Here is a 23,014-nt window from a genome sequence, read left to right on the forward strand (position 1 = left end):
CAAGGGTGGATGGAGAATAATTTACCTAAACTGTTTCATGATATGGGCTGTATCGATTTTATAAAGACTTAACTATAAAGCCAGTTTAAGGAAAGCAAAATGGATTTTGCCCACATTGTTCCCTCTAGTAACGCACCAAGCGCTTGGCTCGATATGGAAGCCCTCGATCATAATATCAATCTAGTCAATCAAAAAACCCAAGCCGTCAATTTACGCTTAGCGACCAAGTCTATCCGCTCTATTGATGTACTACACTATATCAAAGACAATTCTCCAAATTATGTTGGCCTCATGTCTTATGCTGCCGATGAGTCGGTTTTTTTATTAGAAAACGGCTTTGATAATATCTTATGCGCTTATCCTACTTTAGACAAAGATAGTGTCGCACAAACCTTTAGCTATACCGATAAGGGCGCGAAAATGGTTTGGATGGTTGATCGCCCTGAACATGTCGAGATACTCAATCAAGTGGCAAAAGACCATGCAGTAATCGTCGAGATTTGCCTCGATATAAATATGTCTATGCCGTTACCTAAGCTATATTTTGGCAGCAAACGCTCCGCACTTATGAGTAAAAAAGACGTTAAAGCTTTGCTCAAAATCATAAAAAAATGCCCGCAGGTTAAACTAACTAGCGTCATGGGTTACGAGGCGCAAATTGCAGGCTTGGCTGAGCACGTACCCGGTAAAACCCTGCTGACCCCTGCCATCCGTTTGCTTAAACACCGCTCCAAAAAGCAGGTCAGTCAACGCCGCAACTCGATAGTCGCTTGGCTAAAAAAACAAGACTATGCTCTAGAGTTAGTCAATGGCGGTGGTAGCGGTAGTATGGATTTTACTTCAAGCCAAGCTGAAGTTACTGAGATTACGGTCGGCTCCGCTTATTATAAGCCTGCTTATTTTGATTATATGGAGACTATGCAGGAGTTCAAACCTGCGGCAGGATTTGTGTTACCTGTCACTCGCCACCCTGAAAAAGGGGTAATCACTTGTCATGGTGGCGGCTTTATTGCCTCAGGCGCGGTTGGTGCGGATAAAATACCGGTCGTTCATTATCCAAAATACTTATCGATACTGGCTGATGAGGGTTTTGGTGAAGTGCAAACGCCTATGGCTATTGATAAAAGAGCTACTGCTATCAATATTGGCGATTTTGTATGGTGTCGACACGCCAAAGCAGGGGAGCTAAATGAACACTTTAATGAGCTCGTTTGCTATCGGCAATCTGGTTCAATCACGATAGCTCATGCCTCAAAGGATAAAAAAGGACTTAAAACTATGATGACTTACCGAGGAGCGGGACAATGTTTTCATTAACCGAGTGGCAGCGCAGTAATAAATGGCAAAATTGGGTAGGTTACGTCAGCGCTGAGCCTGAGCAAAAGCTAACGCCTTCCTCAGTTAAAGAGCTACAAGAGATCGTCAAAAAAGCTCGCGCTGATAACAAGCGCGTCAGAGTCACGGGAGCCGCGCACTCTTTTAGTGGCTGCGCTAAACCTGAAGAGATCGCTATTAGTTTGCATCATATGCGCGGGTTGATTTCAGTTGATAAAGACGCGAAACAAGCCACGCTACATGCAGGGACTTATTTATCGGAGATAGGCGAGGCGTTAAGAGAGCATGGCTTGGCACTTGAGAACATGGGCGATGTGCAAGAGCAGACTATCGCAGGTTCAGCCAGTACCGCAACCCACGGTACAGGTCTAAGCTTAGGCTCTATCGCTAATCAGGTCATCGCTTGGGAATGGGTGGATGGCAAAGGAGAGCTACACACTCATCAAAGAGGCGAGGCACGAACTGATGAGCTTGGTAATGCCTTGCATGCTAGCCTTGGCATGCTCGGAATCTTTACCAAGCTAACTATTCAAGCCGTTGACTTGTATGGTCTAGCTGAGCGTAATGAAGTGTTGGAGTTTGAAGAGGGCTTAGCGCGCTTTCATGATCTGGCGCAACAGCACCGCCATCTAGAGTGGTTCTTATTTCCCGGCACCAATAAACTGCAGCAAAAAACCTTATCAATCATTGCGCCAAAAGCGATGACAGGCTGGCAAAAATTTAAAGACCAATTCGATAGCAAAGTCACTTTAAATGGCGCTTTTTATTTATTGTCTGAGATGGCAAGAATGAATCCAAAGTGGACAAAAAAAGTCAGCCAAATCTCAGCCGACTCCATTCCTAATACTAAGCGAGAAGGCTATAGCTATGAGGTGTTTCCTACGCCGCGCGGCGTTAAATTCAACGAGTCAGAATACTTTATAAAACTCTCTGATTTTGACGCTTGTATCTCCGAGGTCAATAGTATTTTATTGCAAGGCAATAAAGGCTCGCACTTTCCTATTGAAGTACGTACTCATAAAGGAGAAACCGGTATGCTCAGTCCGACGCAAGGCGCGGACTGCGCGGTACTGTCTTTTCATGTCTATAAAGGTATGGATAGTGAGCCATTGTTTAACTGGCTATATGAGTACATGAAAAAGTGGCAAGGCCGTCCACACTGGGGCAAAGTTAATAAGTTAAGTGCTGATGAACTGCACGCTCTGTATCCTGATCTAAAACGCTTTTTAGAAATTAGAAAACAGTACGATCCTGATAATGTCTTTATGAATAGTTGGCTTGAGCAGAAGTTTTTAAATCAAACCGCTTGTTAAAGCCTGATACTCAAATCATCTGAACACTCCTAGAATGTCCATAAAAAAAGACAGCTCAAGAGGAGCTATCTTTTTTTATGGACATTCTATAGTTTATTACCAGCTATAAACACTCATCAGTCTACTTCATTATATTAGGCTGTACAGACTCATCGTAATTGTCTTCAAGCCTCATAGCACGCTGATAGCTGTCTAAGCTGGCAAGTTGTAATGCATACTGTTTAACATGCACATAGTCGTCCAGTACTTTGCTTTGCGCCATGATTATCAAATCAAAAGAGAGCATAAAATCAGCGCCACTAAGCTTATTGGCAACAATATAAGATTTGTTTTTTACTACTTTGTCTAAGTAACTTAGCAAATTATGCTTTTCCCTTTTTATATAAGGTCCTAAATATTTATCATCACTTCTAATCGCATTTTTGGTAAGGACTTCTAGTAGCGTAGGTACCATTAATGAGCTTTCAGCAAAGTGAATCCATTGTAGGTATTCGCCATACTCGTTACTATCGACCGCAGGGCGCAAACGCTCAGGAGCGAAACGCTCGATTAACAGCTCAGTAATCGCTCCCGACTCTGCTATGAGTCGCCCATCCAATTCTATTACTGGAGACTTACCTAAGGGGTGCACTGCTTTGAGACTATCTGGCGCCATAAAGGTTTTTGCATCACGTTGATGACTGAGAATCTCATAAGGAACGCCCAGCTCCTCTAATAACCAAAGAATACGCATGGAACGTGATTGGTTAAGGTGATGCAAACGAATCGTAGTATTAGGTTTAATACTTAATCTCCTTTAAGCTTGTAATTTATTAATCAAACGTTTGGCCGCTTCTTCTGAAGACGCTGGGTTTTGACCAGTGATGAGCAGCCCATCTTCAACCACATAAGCCTCCCAGTCGCCTGCTTTTTGATAGTTACCGCCATTAGCTTTGAGCGCATCTTCTACTAAGAAAGGCACGACATCGGTAAGGCCAACAGCGTCTTCTTCTGAGTTGGTGAATCCGGTGACAGTTTTACCTTTTACTAAATATTCACCATCGACTTTAACGTTCTTAAGCGCTGCAGGAGAATGACAAACAAAAGCAACCGGCTTGTCTTGCTGTACAAAAGTTTCAATCAAATTGATTGAGTCTTTATCGACTGCTAAATCCCATAGTGGACCATGACCACCGGGGTAGAATACGCTATCGAAATCTTCTGCTTTCATATCCGCCAGTTTTTTGGTATTGGCAAGGTGCTTTTGCGCATCGCTATCTTCTTTGAAGCGCGTTGTATCTTTGGTTTGAGCGTCCTCAGTATCGCTACTAGGATCAAGCGGTGGCTGACCACCAGCAGGAGAGGCGAGGGTGACATCAACCCCAGCATCAATAAAAGCATAATAAGGCGCGGCAAATTCTTCTAGCCAAAAGCCTGTTTGCTTACCGGTATCGCCTAATTGGTCGTGTGAGGTTAGTACCATTAAAATTTTCATAATTATCCTTATTGTAGTTTTATTAAAATTTTTAGATTAACTGGTCTATGACTTGATAGGTATCAAAACACTTTGTTAAGTTAATCAATCGAGTCACAGTACAGTATCAGCTGTTGATTAGACGACATCCGCGACTTTGACGACGGTTTTACCAAAGTTATCGCCATTGAGCATTCCTACAAAAGCGTCAGGAGCTTGGTCTAAGCCATCAGCGACATGCTCTTTGGTTTTGACTTTGCCCGAGGCTACCATCTCGCTCATGGTTTTTAGGAATTGAGGGAAGTGATCGCCGTACTCTTCAAAGATAATAAAGCCTTTGACCGTCATACGCTGTCTTAGTACTAGACCCATCAATACACTTAAACGGTCTTTACCATCTGGTAGTTCAGTAGCATTATATTGTGACACTAAGCCGCAAACTGGAATACGCGCATGGGCATTGAGTAGCGGCATGACCGCATCAAACACTTTACCGCCGACGTTTTCATAATAGATATCGATACCATTAGGGCAAGCGGCTTTTAGCTGCTCAGCGAAGTCATCTGCATAATGGTCAATACACGCATCAAACCCGAGCTCATTGACAGCAAAATCACACTTCTCCTTGCCGCCTGCCACACCGACAGTGCGCGTACCGTAGGTATTACCAACTTGTCCGACCGTAGCGCCAACTGGGCCTGTAGCCGCAGCAACCACTAAAGTCTCACCTTCTTGCGGTTTACCGATATCGGTCAGTCCCATATATCCAGTGAAGCCTGGCATACCTAAGACGCCTAAGCCATAAGAAGGATTTGCCATATTTTTATCAAGTTTTAGCACGCCTTCGCCATCACTGACGCTATAATCCTGCCAGCCTGAGTTTGATACCACTAAATCGCCCTCAGCAAATTTATCGATATTGGACTCGACTACTTGTGCCACAGTCGCGCCCATGATGACATCACCGATTTCTAGTGGATCAGCGTAGCTCTTAGCATCGCTCATACGTCCCCGCATATAAGGGTCTAATGAGAGATAGACAGTACGCAGCAGCATCTCATTGCTACCTGCTTTAGGTATATCGTTAGTCGCCATCTCAAAGGTATCGGCTTTTGGCTCACCTGTAGGACGACTGGCTAATTTTATTTGGCGGTTTTGTTGTTTATTTTGTTGTTTATCAAAACTCATAAATGATTTCCTATTCTATTTATTGTCTATTAGCTCTGTATCAACAACAATAGAGCTCATTGTTGTGTACAAAAACTGCTAAATGCTTTGCTTGTTAAGTAGCAAAAAATCTTTTCTTAACTACCCATACTAGCAACCTATAGAGTCTCACTACTATGGGCTATTAGGGTTAAAGCGTTACTAGTTGTTGCCCGCTCTAGAATACGGCGAGAAACTTCTAAATCATTTTTGCCATGCTCACCCAATTTGACCATTCTATGCGTCTCTAACTGCTTGATGATAGGTTCGATAGCGGAGTCATCAAGATTGGCATCAGCTAAACTTACTGGTAAACCAAGATCACGGAAAAACTCTTCAGTGCGAACGATAGCAGCTTCTATGACCTCGTCATCGCTTTGCTGATTATCAGCTTCAAGATTCCAGACATTACGAGCGTACTGTAGTAGCTTGTCTTTTTTACTGTCTTTTAACTCGCGCATTACTGACGGCAATATAATCGTCAACGTACGGGCATGATCGATAGCGTGTAGTGATGTCAGCTCATGACCTATCATGTGCGTGGTCCAATCTTGCGGCACGCCAGTACCAATCAAGCCGTTAAGGGCCATAGTCGCCGTCCACATGATGTTTTTGCGCGTTTCCATATTGTCGGGATCGGCTTTGACTGCATGACCTTCTTCGATAAGAATTTTGAGCAGACTCTCAGCGAAGGCGTCTTGTACTTTGGCATTGACAGGATAAGTCAGGTACTGCTCCATAACATGTACAAAAGCATCTGCGACACCATTCATGACTTGGCTATCGGGTAGGGTAAGGGTTTTAGCAGGATCTAAGATAGAGAACTTAGGAAAGGCAAGCGGATTACCAAAAGGCAGTTTGGCTTGACGTTCGCTATAGTTGACTACGCCGCCTGAATTCATCTCAGAACCCGTTGCTGGAATGGTCAATACCGCACCAAGGTCCACAGCTGAGTCTAATTTTTTGGTATAACCAATCAACGCATCCCAGGCTTTCTCACGTGAGACCGTACCATCTTCTTCTTTTAAGGAAGACACTAAGGCGACAAATTTACTGCCATCAATGACTGAACCGCCACCAACCGCTAAGATAAAATCGATGTCATGCTCATTCACTTGATCAGCCGCTTTTAGCAAAGTAACAAATTCTGGATTGGCCTCGATACCACCAAATTCAAAAACTTCGCGATTACCGTTCGCTGATAAGGCCGTTCTAACCTCATCCAAAGTACCAGTGCGCTCAGCTGAGCCGCCACCATAAGTGATAAGGACACGAGCATCAATCGGTACGAGTTCTGAGAGTTGTTTGATTTGACCTTCACCAAAGACGATACGTACTGGATTGTAGTATTGAAAATTATTCATAAAAATCCCAAATGATTATTGTGGTGTTTTTCAGTGTGAATTGAATAGTTATAAGAGGTACTTTTCTAAAAGCTTCGACTAACCGCTATTCAATGAGTAGCGATAAGTAGCTATAAACTATCTTTTGATGAATAGCATTGTACAGCAATTAGACCAGTCGTCTAGTAAATGAGGTGAGAAAATACTATACAGTTACAAAACCCTACAAGAAGCGATGGCTCCTATGATATTACACGGATATTAAACGCGTACTGATAAAGTTCTCTTAGCGACCTAGTTGAATAGTTGTCATCTGCCATACTTCGGCTAATGGTGTATTCGTTTTACTAATTTTGGCTATTAAGCTAGCGCCTAACCACGCGAAGTACCAACGCTTAGCTATGCTCTCAGCAGAGACGTTATCCAGCTTAGGGATTGACTGATCGTTCCAACCGGCTGTGATTTGTTCTGTTAACCAACGAATCGTTTGTTGATAGCCATTATGCAAAGCTTCTCGCATAGGTTCTGAGATATCAGCCACTTCAGCGCTTAATTTGACTACCAGACACTTTTCATGATCACAGCCGTTTTGCTGGGTGTCATACCAATTCTGAAAATAGTCATAGAGTTTTTGTTGAGCATTACCATCTTCATCAGCGATAAGGTCTAAGCGTCTTTTATAACGAGTGAAGTAGTGGGTAATGATTGCTTCACCAAAGGCTTCTTTGGAAGTGAAGTAATGATAAAAAGAGCCTTTAGGCACCCCTGCAGTGTCAAGGATCTGCTTGATACCTACCGCTGTAAAGCCTTTATAGGCGATAAGCTGGTAACCCGTATCTAGCAGATGGGTCTTAGTGTTGGATAAAGCGGTAGCAGAGACCTTATTATCCAAAGAGGGTAGTGAGTCAGGATTATCAGGGGTAGACATGAAAGCTATGTTCTCCTTATTTTTATAATTTTGCTTATATCAACGTTATATTTTTAGTCGGTTTGATTGTATTGAGTTTTCGCAAAATGCACTGATAGCAAAAAATCGGTTATAAGAATAGTTTGTAAAAGTTACGTTCAATCAACAAACTTTAATGTGAAGTTATCTTAGTTTTATAAAAGCTATGTTAACATTAGACCAGTCGTCTAGCAAGTTAGCTTTTGTATTGCCCAATTAATCGATATTACAAATCTCTTGTTAGCGTCACCAATCAAAAATAAAAATCTAAAATCAATAAAAAGGATACACCATGTCAAATGACACTAATGAAGGTGCTAATACAAGCGCGTATAGCAATTTTGACTTGCAGTATATTGCAGGTGAATGGCAAAAAGGTCAGGGTGAGAGCGTTAATACCAATATTAATCCCTTCAACGGCAAGACTTTAGTCAAGATTAAGCAAGCCACAGAAAAACAATTAGACGAAGCTTACAAGGCTGCAAAACAAGCGCAATTAGAGTGGGCTAAGACTATGCCCGCTGAACGTGCAGGCTTGCTTTATAAAGTCGTTGACATCTTAGATAAGCGTCAGGAAGAAATCGTTGATTGGTTAGTCAAAGAGTCGGGCAGTACCCGTATCAAAGCGATGGTCGAGTTTGGCAGTGCGCGCGCTATTACTGTTGAAGCGGCAACTTTTCCCAATCGTATGCATGGTGAGATTCGCCCCTCTAACATCGCAGGTAAAGAAAACTTCGTTTATCGCGAGCCTATTGGCGTAATTGCTGTGATTAGCCCATGGAACTTTCCGCTGCATTTGACTCAGCGCTCTATCGCTCCTGCTATAGCTTTAGGTAATGCGGTGGTACTGAAACCTGCTAGCGATACGCCTATCACTGGTGGTTTATTATTAGCGAAGATATTTGAAGAGGCTGGTCTACCTAAAGGTTTACTCAACGTAGTAGTGGGTGCTGGTAGCGAAATTGGTGATGCTATCGTCACCCATGATATTCCAAGCTTTGTCTCCTTTACCGGTTCAACCGCAGTTGGTAAACACATCGGCGAGCTTGCCAATGGCGGCGATACTATCAAACCGGTGGCGCTAGAGCTTGGTGGTAATAACCCGTTTGTGGTGCTAAAAGATGCGGATCTAGATAATGCGGTAAAAGCGGCAGTCTTCGGTAAGTTCCTGCATCAAGGTCAAATTTGTATCGCTATCAACCGTATCATCGTTGAAGATGCTATTTATGATGAATTCGTTAAGCGCTTCGTTGAACACGTAAAAACGATCAAGGTTGGCGATCCTAACGATGAGGACACCGCTGTTGGTCCTATTATCAATAAAGATCAGCTCGATTCTTTAAAAGATAAAATCGCTAAAGCTAATGATGAAGGAGCTAAGACATTACTGAGTGGCGAGATTAAAGGTCAAATAGTGCCACCGCATATCTTTACCGACGTTACTGCTGATATGGACTTATTCCGTAATGAAATCTTTGGACCATTAGTGGGTATCGTCCGCGCCAAAGATGAGGACGAAGCACTTAAACTGGCTAACGATACTGAATATGGCTTATCAAGTTCGGTATTTACGACGGATATGGAAAAAGGCTTACGTTTCGCGCGTGGCATCAGAGCAGGTATGACCCATGTTAACGATATCACCGTCAATGATGAAAGCAATGCGCCCTTTGGTGGTGAGAAGAACTCAGGTATTGGCCGCTTTAATGGTGAATGGGTCTTAGAAGAGATGACGCGTCTGCATTGGGTGTCTTATCAACATCAGCCGCGTAGCTACATGTTTTAAGATATTTTGAGCTTTTTGGTAATTATTTTAAGCTTTCTAATGAAGAGTTTAACTAACAAAAAGACTGCCCTAGAGCAGTCTTTTTTCTTACCAATATATATTTTATGAGTTCACAGCCTACAATTATTTATCTTAATGATGAACCTGCTACTTTAAGTTAAAGCCCAAAATGGACTGTATCTCTTCTACGCTGATATTCCTAACCAAAGCTTGCTCTTCTACGCTTAAGCGATTGGTGTGCTCTTTAATCAAAGTATAAATACTGCGGGAAATCTCAGCGGTAGAGGCATAATACATTTGCGGCTCTTCGCGGGTCAACTGAGTCAAAAATCTATTGATGATTTTACGTTTTTCAGTGGCGGCATTGTCTTCGCTCATAATGTTTTCCTAATTATAATTATTGCTCTTCGATCATTTAATCAGTCTGCTCATATAGAGTCAATGTCCATCAGTGGTATAACGCTGATGATTTGTTAAACATGCTTTGATAGCCTTAAGTTAAAAGAGCTAGCAGGAGTTACCATTTTGATGGTAACAGATAATTTGATATTGAATAAATTATAACATTCATTTAAAATGAATCTTTATTAATTATCCTTTAAGTCAAACACTAATAATAAGCTGAACGCTATGCAATCAATTAAGTTACCAACGCAGCCACCAAGCTCACCGCATCCTATCCTTAATCTCAGCTTTCGCATTTTCTTTAGCGGCGCGGCAGTTTTTGCAGTAGTAGTAATGACTTTATGGGCATTGGTTTTTACTGGACATACCGATATCGACGCACAGACTTTGAATCCGTTATATTGGCATGGTCATGAGATGATTTATGGTTATTCTTTGGCGGTGGTCGCAGGGTTTTTATTGACCGCCGTGCAGAATTGGACTGGGGTTAAGATGCCTTATGGCTACAAGCTGCTAGCTATTTTTAGCTGTTGGTTGATCGCACGCTTAAGCTGGCTTGCTTTTGGTTTAGGGTTTGATTTTGGTGTTGGCTCAAGCTTATTATACCTAGCGGCTATATTTGATATGCTATTTGTTGGGCTGATGGCCATTGTGGTTTTTCGAGCGGTCTTGCAAGTTAAGCAGTATAAGCAGATGGGGATTCTGGCAAAGCTTGCGCTACTAACGTTAGGTAATGGGCTATGCTATTGGGGCATCTTTACTAGTGATATGACTATCACTAAGATAGGCGTCTATCTAGGGCTTTATCTGGTTATAGGGCTCGTATTGACCATAGGCCGGCGAGTGGTGCCGTTTTTTATCGAGCGTGGACTGGCCCATGACGGTATTGATATCAAAGTACGCAATAGCAAATGGCAAGATATTCTAAGCTTAGCTTTTTTCTTAGCCTTTTTTATAGTCGATCTATTTTATCCGAATAAATATCTGCTCACTATCGCCGCTCTAGGGGTTGCCCTAATTAATATCTTACGCTTAGCCGGTTGGTATCACCCAAGGATTTGGCAAAAGCCGCTATTATGGTCGCTATATCTTGCGTTTTTGGGCATGTGTCTAAGCTTTCTATTGTATGCACTACAGCCTTGGCTTGGCTTTAGCCATAGCATTGCCGTACACGCCTTATCTATCGCTGGTGTTGGTATGATGACGCTGGCGATGATGGCACGAGTATCGCTTGGGCATACGGGGCGCAATATTCATCAGCCCCCAAAGAGTGTGAATGCGATGTTTGCGCTAATGGTGTTAGTATTTGTCAGCCGCATCTTTTTACCTATCATCGCTACCGAGCATTACTTATTATGGGTTATGATTGCGCAAGGCGCTTGGATCGGCTGCTTTATACTATTTTGCATCAGCTACTTACCGATGCTATCCAAGCCTAGACCAGATGGTTTGTTTGGCTAAATTTTGATTACTACCCAAAGGAGCGCTTGCCCATGAAATTGACCAATTATAGTGATTACGCGCTGCGCTCCTTAATTTATCTAGCAGTAAAGCCCGAACCGCAAGCTTTGGCCAATATCAGTGATATCGCTAATAGCTATCAGATATCCAAAAGTCATTTGACAAAGATTATTCATCAGTTGGGCCAGCTTGGCTATATAGAGACGATTCGCGGTAAAAATGGCGGTATCAGGTTAGCTAAATCGCCTGAGAGTATTAATTTAGGCATACTAATCAAGCAAATAGAGCCTGATTTTGCGTTGGTAGAATGCTTTGCGGCAACCGTACCTAAGGTTGATAACACCGAGCAACAAGGGTTACCGATAACCTTGATTGATGAGACGGCTAACAAGTCCTCATCACTTACAAAACAAGGCTGCGTCATCAGTCCTGCTTGCCGATTGAAAGGCGTTTTTTTTGAGGCACTGACTGCCTTTGTTAGCGTTTTAGAGGGCTATACTTTAGCCGATATTATTAATAACAAGGTGGAGTTAGCGGCTTTGTTATCTTAGGTTGTGACAGATTTTACGAGCTTATTAAGCCACACAAAAAAGGCTGCCAACAGGCAACCTAAAATGTAATTCTATTTTCAAGTGCTTTAAGGTTTTAGCGCTCTAAGCTACTGCGCTTTTTCAAGCTTAGGACGGGCACTATCAATCGTTTTTAATAATGTCTCTTTAAATTGACCTTGCTCAAATTTGACTAAATGCGTATGTGCGGCGCAGAAGTTTCGCACATCCCAATCTTGAGCCAATTGCGTGGCCCAATCACAATACTGTTTAGCCGCATCAGGCTCATCTTTAAGCGCTTTTTTGGTATCGGGTTGTAATAACACTTCGGGTAGTACCGCATCTAGGAGCTTGATTGGCGGGGTCATAAAAGTGTCATCAACGTGCAAGCTTTTGCTCGCTGGATGGTAGACCAATAGCGAACCGGCGTGTACTGAATCATCAGGCGCAATGTAATAGATGCCTTTTGGCATAGAAAATTCCAACTCAGGATAGCGCTTAGCGACCGCTTCGCTCTCAACCAAATCGTCTGACCAATCTACATTTGGCGCTTGCTCAGGATGACGGCGACTGCCATAGAAGGTTGCTTGCGGGAAGTCCTTTGCCATCTGTTCGCAGTGTACGGTATGAAAAGGATGCACGTTTAATACTGCTTCGACGTCTTGACCGTCATTCGTTAGCTTCATCACTGTATCTCGAACGTCATCTTTTAGCTCATAGCTGTCCAAAAAGATGAATTTGCCCGATGCTAGCTTGATTAACGAGCACTGCGCACCGACATCGAGAACGCCGCCAACTTTAAAAGAGCCGCGTATATTCCAAAATCCTGCGCCTAAATCTTTGATTTCATCTGCCATTGTCATCATCCTTATTTATTAATAATTGTGAATTATTTCAAATTTTATAGCACTGCAAGTAAGGGTAGGGGATGACAAGTTTAATTAATAGTTAGGCTTTGTTATCCCTTGTGGGCTTAATATTATTTAGTCTCTCTATCTAATATCAGAGATATCGAGCTTAAATGTTATACAAAAAACGATACTTTATACAAATAGCGATATAGTGTATGAGGGGACTGCTTTATCTTAAACATTATGGTATAAAAGTGAATGACTAACCTAAATAACTTAAATAGTCTTAAACTTAACTCCAACGAGATAGCCTCATGTTTAAAATAAAAGTAGAACGCATTGTAAAAAAACCGATTAATGAGGTTTTTGAAGCGATAAGTGATCATGCCAGTTATGGGTCGTTTAAGGCGGTAGGTACGGCGAAACTAGTAACTGAAGGCGATGACGAGCGTAATGGCATTGGTGCTTTACGAACCATTCAAACGGGACCAGTCAAATTTTGGGAGCGCATTACTGCGTTTGAGCGTCCCACTCATATGCAGTACAAAATTGAAAAAGCTAAGCCAGTTAAAATGAAACACGACAGAGGGAGCATTGATCTAAAAGATTTAGGAGATGGCACTACGCAGGTGACTTGGATATCTGAAGGTCGATTAGTGATACCACTGCCGTTGATTGGCCGCTTGCTTGATCGCAAAATGCAAAAACAAGGTACAGTAGGGTTTAACAGTATACTTAAAGCAATTGAAAGCCGCTAAACAATACTCGCTAAAATAACGGCCTTCAGATTAATCCTAAGTTAATACTGACTTCATTGTAAGCTTAATCCTCTTTATTTTTAGCCGCTTCAAGCTCATTAAAGCGCGCTAATTGCTCGGGGGTAGCCTTTTGCTGATACTTCTGTTTCCACTCAGCATAGGGCATCCCATACACAAGCTCACGAGCGTCTTCATAGTCGATATCGATACCACGCTCCTCGCCAGCCGCTTTATACCATTTGGACAAACAGTTGCGACAAAAGTCAGCTAGGTTCATCAGCTCAATATTTTGTACATCCTTACGCTCGTCTAAATGGGCTAATAACCGACGAAATGCCGCGGCTTCTAATTCGATGTTGGATTCTAATTTTGCCATAAAGTTTTTCCTAATCCTTGGTGCGTATTTATAAAGGGAGAAGCTTTAACTTAACCTAAGTATTCTCAAGCTTAGGACGAGCTTTATTCACTGCCTTGAGTAAAGCTTTTTCAAATTCACCTTCTCTGAATCGAATTAAGTAAGAGTGCGCTGCACAGAAGTTGCGAACGTCCCAGTCATGAGCGATCTTAGTTGCCCAATCACAATATTTTTTGCCTGCATTTGGCTCGTCTTTAAGGGCTTTTTTGGTAGTAGGGTGTAGCATTATCTCTGGCAACACTTTACCTAGTAGTTTAGTTGGCGGACTCATAAAAGTATCATCGACGTGCAGACTTTTACTAGCAGGATGATAAGCCAATAAGGAGCCGGCGTGAATCATCTCATTAGCATGAATATAATCGATGCCTTGTGACATAGAAAATTCAAGCTCAGCATAACGCTCAGCGACCGCTTGGCTTTCAACCAAATCCTCGCTCCACTCAACCTCAGGGACTTTTTTGGCGTGGCGAGCACTGCCATAAAAGGTCGCCTGTGGAAAGTCTCGAGCCATCTGCGCGCAGTGAATAGTATGAAACGGATGCACATTAAGTACCGCTTCTACATCTTGACCGTTATTAGTCAATGCCATCACTTTATCGCGCACTTCACCGGTAAGCTTATAGCTGTCTAAAAAGATAAACTTGCCTGATTCTAATTTGACTAGCGAGCACTGCGTACCAATATTGATGACACCGCCAAGACGAAATTCACCGCGTATATTCCAAAACCCTGAGCCTAAATCATGAATATTTTCTGACATTTATTTCTCCTAATTAGTAATTGTTTAAGTTAATAATACGGTGGTATATCGCTTAATACTGTTAAATTAATACTCTTAAATAAGCAGTTTGCAAATTAATCTGCTTCTAAAGTCGAGCGAGCTTTACTAATAGTTGCTGTTAGTTTTTCTGCAAACTCGCCAGTTTCAAACACTACCAATCCTGAATGTGCTCCGCAAAAATAGCGCACATCGTGCCACTCATGGGCAAGCTTGATGCCCCAATCACAATAGTCTTGACCAGCATTTGGCTCGTCTTTTAGCGCTTTTAAGGTAGTGGCATGCAAGTTAATATCGGCTTGTACCTCGTTAAATAATTTAGATGGCGCAATCTCGAAGGTGTCATCGACATAGAGACTTTGGCTGGCAGGGTGATAAACCAATAGCGAGCCTGAGTGTACCGAATCGTCAGGGGATATGTAGTCAATACCTTTTGGTAATGAGAACTCAAGCTCAGGGTAGCGCTTGGCTACCGCGTCGCTCTCTACATAATCCTCACTCCAATCGACCTCTGGTACTTGCTTATGATGGCGGGCGCTGCCATAAAAGGTAGCGTGCGGGAAGTCTTGGGCGACGCGGGCACAGTGTACAGTATGAAAGGGATGGACATTGAGCACCGCTTCGATATCTTCGCCATCGTTAGTCAGAGCCATGACTTGTTCTCTAACTTTATCGGTCAGCGTATAGCTGTCTAGTAGGATAAATTTACCAGAAGCTAATCGTACTAGTGCCGATTGATTGCCAATATCGATCATCTCGTCTCTGACAAAGGAGCCGCGAATATTCCAAAAGCCGTGACCTAAGTCGTGTAGTTGATCTTTCATTTATTATAATCCTCAGCCCAAAAACAATAGTTGTAAAAACAGCAGTTGTAGAAACAGTGGCTGTAGAATACTGCTTATACAACTAGGTTCTAAAGCTCGTTTTTATTAGTCATAAAGTGAGGTTAATCATACTGAAACCGATGAGCCATTGCAGTATTTTTCACCATTACTATACAAGGCTTACAGACAGTTAGCATGGTCATAGCTTGAGATGCGTGAGCTATCGCTATAATTTTCATTGTCACATAAAAATTTATCAAAGCGTTTGTCTTCGTTAATATAGCGCTGCATCCAAGCGATAATTGGTTTGCTTAGCAGGATCTCATTAAAGCGGTAGCTTGGACAAAAGTGGCTAGCATTGTTGACCTCGACCTTCATTTTCGGGCCTATAGCTTTATCATAAAAAACACTGCCATATTTTTTATTACGGGCGATACGATCAAATTCGCAAGCGATGACTAAGGTTGGCGTACTCACCTCGCCGTAGTCTTGGTCATGATAAGGCGCTAAGGGCACGATAGCGCGAACCTCTTTGCGGACAGTAGCTAGTTTCAGTGCACCGCCGCCGCCCATAGACCAGCCAATAGCGCCTAATCGATTGGGATCTACTATCGGGCCTACGCTGTTATCGCTGATGATGGTATCTAAAGCTGCGCTGAGTTGTTCGGCGCGGCTATCAGGATTGTCATAGATAGAGTTGGTATTGATGGTCATGACGACAAAGCCCCAAGAGGCCAATCTTGGCCCTAGCCATTTGATTGACGATTCATAAGAGACGAAGCCTGGCACTACTGCGATGGCGGCAAGCAAGCCGCAGCCGCTGGCATTAATCGGATAGTGAATAGTACCGCCACCAAAACCTGTAGCGGATTGGCGTGGTATGTTTTTGCTACTGATGGTGAAGGGGCCATTGCTCTGCGCCTGCGATAAATTATCAGCGGTAATATCACTGTCAGCAATACAGTTGGTAGCGGTCGCCAAAGGCAAGGTTAGAGAAGAAGGGATACTTGGTTTCTTTATTGATTTTGCTGATACCTTAACACTCTCATTGGCTCGCACGACTTGTTCTTCAGTGATAGTCATGTCAGCCATCGTCGTTACAGAAACTAATGATGCTATGAGAGCGACAACTATGTTTAATCTTATCGTTTTTGCGAATTTGACGCTTATGGAGTTAGCGTTTATAGGCTCAATGGTCATAATGAAGAATTCTTGTTAAAAGAAGAGTTTGGGACGTATAAATTTTTCTGGCGTACTGTGCCTGCGCAGACAGCGGCTACGTAACTGATATTTAAAAGCAAGCATCCCAGTCCCGCTATATTATTTTTATACTGAACTTGCTATAGCTTAAAAAAACGATAACACATAAACGCTTAGCTTCGCCTAGGAGCGTGATACCATAATATCTGTTTGCTAGGCTAAATACTTAGTCAGAACTAGTCAAAATAGATCTACTTTTCTAACCACGCTTGTGAAGAGCGTCATAACAAATCAGAATTTTGTGAATAAAAATAATACTCTAAGCTTACCCTCCGAAACTGATTCGTTCTACAAACCTTCTTTAGTGCTCAAACTGACTATCGGTTTGATTGGGATGTTTGCTTTTTTGCAAGTGTATTCTATCCAAGCGATTCTACCGGTATTAGTGACAGATTTTTCTGCCACTGAGGTGCAAGCGGGCATGGTCGTTGGCGCCACTATCTTAGCCATCGCTATTATGTCGCCATTTTTAGGTATGCTGTCGGACGCAGTAGGGCGCAAGTCGTTTGTTGTCGGTGCCTTGCTATTTTTGACCCTGCCTACTGCGCTGATTGCTCAGAGCACGACTATCGAATGGATAGGGCTATGGCGTTTTATCCAAGGCTTGTCAGTTCCAGGTATTACCGTGGTCATTATTGCTTATATCGGTGAGGAGTTTGAAGGGCAAAGCGTGACCGGGCTGATGTCTTTTTATGTCTCAGGCTGCGTGCTCGGCGGCTTTATGGGCCGGTTTTTACTGGGTCATTTGCATGAGTTTTTTGGTTGGCGTCAGGCTTACTATGTACTAGCGGCGTTGACGTTGATTAGTGCACTGTGGGTGGCAAAAACGCTGCCTAGCTCGAAGCATTTCGAGGCCAACCCTAATTTTCGCTCCGCTATAAAAACGCTTGGCTCGCATCTGGTCAATCGCTATGTGGTCACCGCCTGCTTGCTTGGCGCTTGTGTGCTGTTTTCACTGGTAGGCTGCTTTACCTTTATCAATCTATATTTAGCCGAGACCCCTTATAGTCTAGGCACTGGCGCTCTAGCTAATATTTTTGCCGTCTATTTGATAGGGGTGGTTATTACGCCATTATCGACTATTCTACTGCGCCGCTTTGGCTCAGCGCGTACGATTATCGTTGCAGTCATTATCTCGATGCTTGGGGTGTTGTTGACGCTAGCGACACCGTTATGGCTGATTGTTATAGGCCTTGGGGTTATGTCTTCAGGGGTGTTTGTCACGCAGTCGGCGACCATCAGCTATATCGCGGTCAATGTCAAACAAGGCCGCTCGCTCGCCTCAGGGCTGTATTATATGTTCTATTATGCAGGTGGCACGCTAGGGGCTTGGCTTTGTGGCTTGGCCTATGCTTATGGTGAATGGCAATTTACCGTATGGATATTACTGTTAGTGCAAGTTTTAGCGTTACTTATCGCAAGTTTCGGCATGATAAAAACCAAATCACAATCTGCTTAATTCATTATAGAGTCAGTCTTATCACTAGTAAGCAGCATCAGCAGTAGGCAGTTAAGTTTTTGAATGAGGTTATCCTTAAATTACGCAAGCCTACTTTACATAACAAATTATTTTTTCTACCATCGAAGAGGTCATTTCAGAGTTTGAAAAGAGCCTAGTAGTCTACCTATAACTCATCAAATACTATAAATAACAAGGAAGCTCATTTATGTCAAATGCTTATCATAGCGCTCCATCTGCTTACGATTATCCGCTGATTATCAAGCAGCTATTGAACCGTGCTAAGACGATATCGCAGGATCAAGAGATCATTTATGCCGATAAAAAGCGCTTTACTTACAGCGAGTTTTTTACCCGTGTCAATCGCTTAGCCAATGTCTTAGACGGTCTTAATTTAGACGCAGGTGATGTCATCGCTGTTATGGATTGGGATAGTCATCGCTATCTTGAGTCCTATTTTGCCATTCCGATGTCTGAGTATGTGCTGCAAACGGTCAATATTCGTCTGTCTCCTGAAAAGGTGCTGTATACCGTCAATCATGCCAAACCAAAAGTACTCATGCTCAATTCAGAATTTGCGCCTCTAGTTAAAGACTATCAGTTCGAAAACTCCAGTATCGAGCATATTATTTGGCTTGACGATAACGGTACAACAGTTGAAGGCGTATTTGGTGATAACCAAAGCCGTGTCACAGGCGAGTATGAGGCACTATTAGCAGACGCAAGCGATGAGTTTGATTTTCCAGACTTTGATGAAAATACCATTGCTACCACCTTTTATACTTCAGGAACTACAGGCGACCCTAAAGGCGTATTCTTTAGCCATCGTCAACTGGTGCTGCATAGCATGGCGGAGGCGGCAACCTTAGGTATGCTTCCAGACAAGCAAGGCGTAAGCTATGGCGATGTCTATATGCCGATGACGCCGATGTTCCATGTGCACGCGTGGGGCTTTCCTTACACCGCGACGATGACAGGCCTCAAGCAAGTTTATCCGGGCCGCTATGCACCTGATACTTTGCTCGATCTCATTATCAATGAAAAGGTCAGTATCACCCACTGCGTACCAACGATACTCCAAATGGTGCTTAAAGAAGCCCAAGATCGCGGTAAAAGCTTTAATGGTCTAAAAATGATCATCGGCGGATCACGATTGACCGAAGGCTTAGCCAAAGCGGCTCTCGAGCAAGATATCGAAGTTTATACCGGCTATGGAATGTCAGAGACCGCGCCGCTCATTGGCTTAACTGAATTCACTATCAATGAGCCTGAAATGAGTCTTGATGAAGATATTAATCGCCGCTGTATGTCAGGCAAACCTGTGATGATGGTCGATGCGCAAGTGTGGAATACCGATAATCAGTCGGTCGGCACAGGTAAAGAAAACACTGGTGAGCTAGTGCTACGCGCGCCTTGGCTGACGCAGAGCTACTTTAAAAACGACGATGCCGGTACTGAGCTGTGGGAAAATGGCTATATGCATACCCAAGATATCGCTTATATGACTAAAGAGGGCTATTTCAAAATTACCGATCGTCTCAAAGACGTCATTAAGTCGGGCGGCGAGTGGATATCATCACTAGAGATTGAAACTATTTTATCATTGCATCCAGCGGTAGCAGATGTCTCGGTCATTGGCGTTCCTGATAAAAAATGGGGCGAGCGCCCTGTGGCACTTATCGTGCTCAAACCTAGTCATCAAGATACGACAGCTGAGGACATCATGGCTGTCGCTGAACAAGCAGTTACCAAAGGCATCATTCCTAAATACGGCATTCCTAGTGAATTCCAATTCGTGGATGATCTACCTAAGACCTCAGTCGGTAAACATGATAAAAAAGTCATGCGTGACGAGTATAGCGAGCAGAATAACAGCTAATCATCTTGCAAGAGGTTAGTACTAACCCTTTGCAAAGTTCTTTATTAGTGTCAAAAAGCTCATGAGTATTCATGGGCTTTTAAATTTAACAAGTAATGTATATTTACAAATAGTGAGTCGCTGTAAAGCGCTTGACCCTAAATTGACATTATTGCTATAGTCGATGACCATCGAATTCTCAATCTGCTACTCACTAAAACCTCAATAGCTATTTTTGTCACCTATTTTCTGATGACTCAAACAAGATAAGGATATCTTATGCATCACGTTAAACAGCTCATCAATGGTCAATTTACCCAATCCAAAACTGACGAGTGGATAGATATCACGGATCCTGCGACCCAAGAGGTAATCGCTAGAGTACCGCAAACTACTAATGATGAGATTAACGAAGCTGTCGCCACCGCAAAAGCCGCTTTTAAGACTTGGCGCAAGACGCCTATCACTACTCGTGCACGTATTTTCTTGAGATACCAAGCGCTCATTCGCGAGCATATGGACGAGTTGGCTCAAATCCTAACCGCTGAGCAAGGTAAAACTATTGCCGATGCGCGCGGCGATGTCTTTCGCGGTTTAGAAGTCGTCGAACATGCCGCTGGTATTGCCAATTTACAAATGGGAGACTTTGTCGAAAACGTCGCCTCAGATGTCGATACTTATAGTATTTGGCAGCCTCTTGGGGTTTGTGCGGGTATCACGCCATTTAACTTTCCTGCGATGATTCCACTTTGGATGTTTCCGATGGCTATCGCCACGGGTAATACCTTTATCTTAAAACCCTCCGAGCAAGACCCTATGGTCACTATGCGCTTAGTCGAGCTAGCCGTTGAGGCGGGCGTACCAGAAGGGGTGCTAAACGTCGTCCATGGTGGCAAACCAACCGTCGATGCCATCTGTGATCATCCTGATATCAAGGCCGTGTCTTTTGTCGGCTCCACCGCAGTTGGCAAACATGTCTATGAGCGTGCTAGCCAGTCAGGTAAACGTGCTCAATGTATGATGGGAGCTAAGAACCATGGCGTTATCTTGCCAGATGCCAATAAAGAGCAGACGCTGAACCAGTTAGCAGGGGCTGCCTTTGGCGCGGCAGGACAGCGCTGCATGGCGCTATCGGTGGTGGTATTAGTCGGCGCGGCAGGCGAGTGGATTGATGAGATCAAAGCCAAAGCCGAAACCTTAGTAGTCTCTGCTGGCAAGAACGATAAAGATCTAGGCCCGCTCATCTCGCCCGCGGCAAAAGCTCGCGTTGAGCAATTAATCGATACGGGCGTTGAAGAAGGCGCTAGCTTGATATTGGATGGTCGCAGTATTAAGGTCGAAGGATTTGAAAAAGGTAACTTCGTTGGACCGACGATTTTTGATCATGTCACCAGCGACATGCAAATCTATCAGCAAGAAATCTTCGGCCCTGTGCTCTGTATTATGCGAGTCGATAGCTTGGATGAAGCGATAGAACTACTGAATGCCAACCCAAATGGCAATGGCACCGCTATCTTTACCCAGTCAGGAGCCGCCGCGCATAAATTCCAGCAAGACGTGATGGTCGGTCAAATTGGGATTAACTTGCCGATTCCTGTACCGCTACCTATGTTCTCTTTCTCAGGCTCACGGGCGAGCAAACTTGGTGATTTAGGCCCTTATGGCAAGCAAGCCGTGCAGTTCTATACCCAAACCAAAACCGTCACGGCGCGCTGGTTCGATGATGAAGCGAGCCGTGGTAAAGTGAATACCACTATCTCAATGTAAGCTGCATTTTGCCTCACTATTTAAGGATAACGGCATGGATTTTTCACTAACCGATGATCAAACGGCTTTCGAGCACAGCGCTCGTCAGTTTGCATTAAAAGAGCTAAAACCCAACGCCGCTGAATGGGATCGCAGCTCGCACTTTCCTATTGAGGTGATAAAAAAATCAGGCGACCTTGGCTTTTTAGGACTCTATACTAATCCCAACTATGAAGGTCTAGGGCTGCCGCGATTAGATTCGGCCATGGTTTTTGAAGCGCTAGCTTGGGGCGACACCGCTGTGGCTTCTTATATGAGCATTCATAATATGGTGTCATGGATGATCGGTGAGTATGGCCATGAGGCGCTTTGTCAAAAATATCTGCCGAAGATGGTCAATGGCGACTGGTTAGGCAGCTATTGTTTGACGGAGCCTAATGCGGGCTCTGACGCCGCATCGCTGCGTACCAAAGCGGACAAACAAGGCGATTATTATATCCTTAATGGCGAAAAAACCTTTATCTCAGGAGCGGGGTCTACCGATGTGTTGGTCGTCATGGCGCGCACAGGTGCTACAGGTGCTAAGGGCGTTTCTGCCTTTGTAGTCGACGCGCAAAGCGACGGCATTGAGTATGGCAAAAACGAGCATAAAATGGGCTGGAAAGCGCAGCCTACCCGTACCATTAGCTTTAAGGATGTCAAAGTTCCTGCATCCAACCTATTAGGTGCTGAAGGTCAAGGCTTTAGCATTGCCATGAAAGGCCTCAACGGCGGCCGTATTAATATTGGCATCTGTGCGGTAGGGACAGCGCAGGCCGCGCTTGAAACAGCAACTAGGTATGTCAAAGATCGCAATCAGTTTGGCAAGCCGATAGCAGGGTTTCAATCAGTGCAATTTAAGCTTGCCGATATGCTCACGCAAACCATTACCGCAAGACAGATGATCTATCTGGCTGCCAGCAAAGTCGATAATGACGACCCGCAGGCGGCAACTTATTGCGCCATGGCAAAACGCTTAGCTACTGATTTGAGTTTTGAAGTCGCTAATGAGGCGCTACAGCTGCATGGCGGCTATGGTTATCTCAATGAGTATCCGCTTGAGCGTCATGTACGAGATCTGCGCGTGCATCAGATACTAGAAGGTACTAATGAGATTATGCGCGTCATCGTATCCCGGCAGATGTTGCAAGATGACGCTCTTAGCTCTTTGCGTTAGCAGCCGTTTTTCCAGCCAGTTTTTAAATTCTATAAAGTTTCGTAGGTAGTTTT

Annotated in this window: 21 protein-coding genes; 10 read left to right on the plus strand and 11 right to left on the minus strand. The window is 43.6% G+C overall.

Annotation, left to right across the window (positions count from 1 at the left end; genetic code table 11):
• Window positions 1-99: 99 nt before the first annotated feature.
• Together ACTXGJ_RS00005 and ACTXGJ_RS00010 are read left to right on the plus strand one after the other, a co-directional pair.
• Entirely contained in the window at window positions 100-1,317 is a 1,218-nt protein-coding gene (locus ACTXGJ_RS00005) for an alanine racemase (protein WP_443564711.1), read from the plus strand.
• Window positions 1,305-2,648: a D-arabinono-1,4-lactone oxidase gene (locus tag ACTXGJ_RS00010; protein WP_443564712.1), complete on the plus strand. Its 1,344-nt coding sequence runs from the start codon at window positions 1,305-1,307 to the stop codon at window positions 2,646-2,648. The genes ACTXGJ_RS00005 and ACTXGJ_RS00010 overlap by 13 nt, the downstream gene beginning before the upstream one ends.
• A gap of 121 nt (window positions 2,649-2,769) precedes the next feature.
• Here ACTXGJ_RS00010 and ACTXGJ_RS00015 read toward each other — a convergent pair whose 3' ends face one another.
• The 5 genes from ACTXGJ_RS00015 to ACTXGJ_RS00035 all read right to left on the minus strand — a co-directional run bounded on the left by ACTXGJ_RS00015 (window position 2,770) and on the right by ACTXGJ_RS00035 (window position 7,578).
• The gene (locus ACTXGJ_RS00015; RefSeq protein ID WP_439241355.1) at window positions 2,770-3,432 is read right to left on the minus strand and encodes a glutathione S-transferase family protein; all 663 of its coding nucleotides are present in this window, start codon (window positions 3,430-3,432) and stop codon (window positions 2,770-2,772) included.
• A gap of 12 nt (window positions 3,433-3,444) precedes the next feature.
• A complete protein-coding gene (locus ACTXGJ_RS00020) occupies window positions 3,445-4,122 on the minus strand; it encodes a type 1 glutamine amidotransferase domain-containing protein (protein WP_443564713.1) in 678 nt (225 codons plus the stop codon).
• Between the two features lie 117 nt (window positions 4,123-4,239).
• Window positions 4,240-5,289, minus strand: coding sequence for an NADP-dependent oxidoreductase (locus ACTXGJ_RS00025; RefSeq protein ID WP_443564714.1), 1,050 nt, complete (start codon window positions 5,287-5,289; stop codon window positions 4,240-4,242).
• A 137-nt stretch (window positions 5,290-5,426) separates the two neighbouring features.
• A complete protein-coding gene (locus ACTXGJ_RS00030; protein ID WP_443564715.1) occupies window positions 5,427-6,671 on the minus strand; it encodes an iron-containing alcohol dehydrogenase in 1,245 nt (414 codons plus the stop codon).
• A gap of 265 nt (window positions 6,672-6,936) precedes the next feature.
• On the minus strand, window positions 6,937-7,578 hold the full coding sequence (locus ACTXGJ_RS00035; RefSeq protein ID WP_443564716.1) for a TetR/AcrR family transcriptional regulator: 642 nt from the start codon (window positions 7,576-7,578) through the stop codon (window positions 6,937-6,939).
• A 310-nt stretch (window positions 7,579-7,888) separates the two neighbouring features.
• On the opposite strand from ACTXGJ_RS00035, the gene ACTXGJ_RS00040 reads away from it, so the two are divergent.
• Window positions 7,889-9,382, plus strand: coding sequence for an aldehyde dehydrogenase family protein (locus tag ACTXGJ_RS00040; RefSeq protein WP_443564717.1), 1,494 nt, complete (start codon window positions 7,889-7,891; stop codon window positions 9,380-9,382).
• 147 nt (window positions 9,383-9,529) lie between these two features.
• Here the strand turns inward: ACTXGJ_RS00040 and ACTXGJ_RS00045 are convergent, their stop codons facing one another.
• Window positions 9,530-9,760 carry a hypothetical protein gene (locus tag ACTXGJ_RS00045; RefSeq protein ID WP_439241267.1) on the minus strand — a complete coding sequence of 77 codons (231 nt, stop codon included), beginning with the start codon at window positions 9,758-9,760 and terminating at the stop codon, window positions 9,530-9,532.
• A gap of 252 nt (window positions 9,761-10,012) precedes the next feature.
• Between ACTXGJ_RS00045 and ACTXGJ_RS00050 the strand changes: the two genes are divergently transcribed.
• On the plus strand, window positions 10,013-11,248 hold the full coding sequence (locus ACTXGJ_RS00050; RefSeq protein WP_443564718.1) for an NnrS family protein: 1,236 nt from the start codon (window positions 10,013-10,015) through the stop codon (window positions 11,246-11,248).
• 32 nt (window positions 11,249-11,280) lie between these two features.
• Window positions 11,281-11,799 carry an Rrf2 family transcriptional regulator gene (locus ACTXGJ_RS00055; RefSeq protein ID WP_443564719.1) on the plus strand — a complete coding sequence of 173 codons (519 nt, stop codon included), beginning with the start codon at window positions 11,281-11,283 and terminating at the stop codon, window positions 11,797-11,799.
• 107 nt (window positions 11,800-11,906) lie between these two features.
• Here the strand turns inward: ACTXGJ_RS00055 and ACTXGJ_RS00060 are convergent, their stop codons facing one another.
• Complete coding sequence (locus ACTXGJ_RS00060; RefSeq protein WP_439241260.1) at window positions 11,907-12,653, minus strand: hypothetical protein; 747 nt, start codon at window positions 12,651-12,653, stop codon at window positions 11,907-11,909.
• A gap of 308 nt (window positions 12,654-12,961) precedes the next feature.
• Here ACTXGJ_RS00060 and ACTXGJ_RS00065 point away from each other — a divergent pair, with 308 nt between their 5' ends.
• Entirely contained in the window at window positions 12,962-13,405 is a 444-nt protein-coding gene (locus tag ACTXGJ_RS00065) for an SRPBCC family protein (RefSeq protein ID WP_443564720.1), read from the plus strand.
• A gap of 64 nt (window positions 13,406-13,469) precedes the next feature.
• Here ACTXGJ_RS00065 and ACTXGJ_RS00070 read toward each other — a convergent pair whose 3' ends face one another.
• The 4 genes from ACTXGJ_RS00070 to ACTXGJ_RS00085 form a co-directional block, all read right to left on the minus strand.
• A complete protein-coding gene (locus ACTXGJ_RS00070) occupies window positions 13,470-13,781 on the minus strand; it encodes a DUF1244 domain-containing protein (RefSeq protein ID WP_439241256.1) in 312 nt (103 codons plus the stop codon).
• Between the two features lie 55 nt (window positions 13,782-13,836).
• A complete protein-coding gene (locus tag ACTXGJ_RS00075) occupies window positions 13,837-14,580 on the minus strand; it encodes a hypothetical protein (protein WP_439241254.1) in 744 nt (247 codons plus the stop codon).
• 95 nt (window positions 14,581-14,675) lie between these two features.
• Window positions 14,676-15,422, minus strand: coding sequence for a hypothetical protein (locus ACTXGJ_RS00080; protein ID WP_443564721.1), 747 nt, complete (start codon window positions 15,420-15,422; stop codon window positions 14,676-14,678).
• A gap of 180 nt (window positions 15,423-15,602) precedes the next feature.
• A complete protein-coding gene (locus ACTXGJ_RS00085; protein ID WP_443564722.1) occupies window positions 15,603-16,505 on the minus strand; it encodes a dienelactone hydrolase family protein in 903 nt (300 codons plus the stop codon).
• A gap of 418 nt (window positions 16,506-16,923) precedes the next feature.
• On the opposite strand from ACTXGJ_RS00085, the gene ACTXGJ_RS00090 reads away from it, so the two are divergent.
• The 4 genes from ACTXGJ_RS00090 to ACTXGJ_RS00105 all read left to right on the plus strand — a co-directional run bounded on the left by ACTXGJ_RS00090 (window position 16,924) and on the right by ACTXGJ_RS00105 (window position 22,961).
• The gene (locus tag ACTXGJ_RS00090; protein ID WP_443564723.1) at window positions 16,924-18,141 is read left to right on the plus strand and encodes an MFS transporter; all 1,218 of its coding nucleotides are present in this window, start codon (window positions 16,924-16,926) and stop codon (window positions 18,139-18,141) included.
• Between the two features lie 208 nt (window positions 18,142-18,349).
• Window positions 18,350-20,020 carry a fatty acid--CoA ligase gene (locus tag ACTXGJ_RS00095; RefSeq protein WP_443564724.1) on the plus strand — a complete coding sequence of 557 codons (1,671 nt, stop codon included), beginning with the start codon at window positions 18,350-18,352 and terminating at the stop codon, window positions 20,018-20,020.
• A 258-nt stretch (window positions 20,021-20,278) separates the two neighbouring features.
• A complete protein-coding gene (locus tag ACTXGJ_RS00100) occupies window positions 20,279-21,766 on the plus strand; it encodes a CoA-acylating methylmalonate-semialdehyde dehydrogenase (protein WP_443564725.1) in 1,488 nt (495 codons plus the stop codon).
• Between the two features lie 34 nt (window positions 21,767-21,800).
• Window positions 21,801-22,961, plus strand: coding sequence for an acyl-CoA dehydrogenase family protein (locus tag ACTXGJ_RS00105; protein WP_443564726.1), 1,161 nt, complete (start codon window positions 21,801-21,803; stop codon window positions 22,959-22,961).
• Window positions 22,962-23,014: the final 53 nt, after the last annotated feature.

This window comes from Psychrobacter sp. 1Y11, from assembly GCF_052259045.1.
In the GTDB taxonomy this organism is placed as follows: Bacteria; Pseudomonadota; Gammaproteobacteria; order Pseudomonadales; family Moraxellaceae; genus Psychrobacter.